This window comes from Actinosynnema sp., assembly GCF_052038725.1.
In genome coordinates this window covers 1-1,537 of sequence record NZ_JBQGCX010000370.1, presented here as the reverse complement: position 1 = coordinate 1,537, position 1,537 = coordinate 1, and the positions used below count along the sequence as shown (strand labels likewise).

Below are 1,537 nucleotides of genomic sequence, written 5' to 3'. Positions count from 1 at the left end.
GTTCGCGAGTCCGCGAACGCCGTCGGTGCCGAACAGCCGAGCCATGATCTGAGGGCCTCCGTGTGGTCGAAGCGGTGGCGAGACCCACGCACAGCACAGCGGGAGCAGCGGTTCGGTGAACCGCTGCTCCCGCAGTGTGGTGCTCGCCGTCCCGGTGAAGGGGTCAGCGCTTGCTGTACTGAGGCGCCTTGCGGGCCTTCTTCAGACCGTACTTCTTCCGCTCCTTGACCCTGGGGTCGCGGGTGAGGAAGCCGGCCTTCTTGAGGACCGGGCGGTCCTCGGAGTCGACGGCGATCAGCGCGCGGGCGATCGCGAGGCGCAGCGCACCGGCCTGGCCGGTGGTGCCGCCGCCGCGCAGGTTCGCGATGACGTCGAACGTCTCGGGCTTCTCGGTCGTGACCAGGGGCTCGCGGATGAGCTGCTGGTGGACCTTGTTCGGGAAGTACTGGTCCATCGTCTTGCCGTTGAGCGTGAACTTGCCGGTGCCGGGCAGCAGGCGAACGCGGACGATCGCCTCCTTGCGGCGGCCGACGGTCTGCGCCAGGTGCGGCGCGCCGTTCAGCTGGTGGAGGACGACGGGAGCGGACTCCTCCTCGACCTCGTCACCGTCGACGGCCTCGACGTCGCCCTCGACGGCGTCGGCCTCGACGGCCTCGCCCTCGGTGGCCTCGGCCTCGACGGCGTCGAACTCGGCGACCTCCGCCGCCTCGACGGCGTCGTTCTCGGTCTCAGGGGTGCTCACGGCGACTTCCTCGTTCTGCTCGGTCACTGGGCGACCTTCTTGATCTCGAACGGCTGCGGCTGCTGCGCAGCGTGCGGGTGCTCCGAGCCGGTGTAGACCTTCAGCTTGGAGGCCATCGCGCGGCCGAGGCGGTTCTTGGGCAGCATGCCCTTGATCGCCTTCTCGACCAAGCGGTCGGCGCGGGTGTCGAGCAGCTCGCCGAACGACTGCTTGCTCAGACCACCGGGGTGGCCGGAGTGGCGGTAGGCGAAGGCCTGCTCCCGCTTCTTGCCGGTCAGCGCCACCTTGTCGGCGTTGATGACGATGACGAAGTCACCGGTGTCAACGTGTGGGGCGTAGGTCGGCTTGTGCTTGCCGCGCAGCAGCGTCGCGGCCTGGGTGGCGAGCCGACCGAGCACCAGGTCCTGGGCGTCGATCACGTGCCAGGCGCGGGTCACCTCGCCGGGCTTCGGGCTGTACGTGCGCACGGGTCTACCTCGTCGTCACTTGCGTCTGGGGTCATTGCGGCGGCTGCTCAGGCCGGACCCCAATCACGGGCAAGGACCAGAACACGAGGAGCGCAGTGGGCGCACCCGGGTACCGCACAACAAAGTAGGAAGATACCGGTTGGGTGTCGGGCGGGTCAAAACGACCCCCCCGTCACGCTGTGCAACCGGTCGTCGGGAACGCGCCGGGACGCCTGCCCCCGCACGTGCCGAGGCCCCGCGACCGGGTGGTCGCGGGGGCCGCGGCGCGGCTGGGGATCGCGGGGGCAGCGGGCCCCGCGCGGGGTCACCCCCCCCGGGCCGGGTTTCG

2 protein-coding genes are annotated in these 1,537 nt (G+C 70.3%); both read right to left on the bottom strand.

Annotated features, from left to right (window positions below; translation table 11 throughout):
* Window positions 1-163: 163 nt before the first annotated feature.
* Entirely contained in the window at window positions 164-742 is a 579-nt protein-coding gene (rpsI, locus tag ACTUAL_RS07465; RefSeq protein ID WP_232520089.1) for a 30S ribosomal protein S9, read from the bottom strand.
* A 23-nt stretch (window positions 743-765) separates the two neighbouring features.
* Window positions 766-1,209 (bottom strand): 50S ribosomal protein L13, encoded by a 444-nt coding sequence (gene rplM, locus ACTUAL_RS07460; RefSeq protein WP_015805247.1) that lies wholly within the window; start codon window positions 1,207-1,209, stop codon window positions 766-768.
* Window positions 1,210-1,537 lie beyond the last annotated feature (328 nt).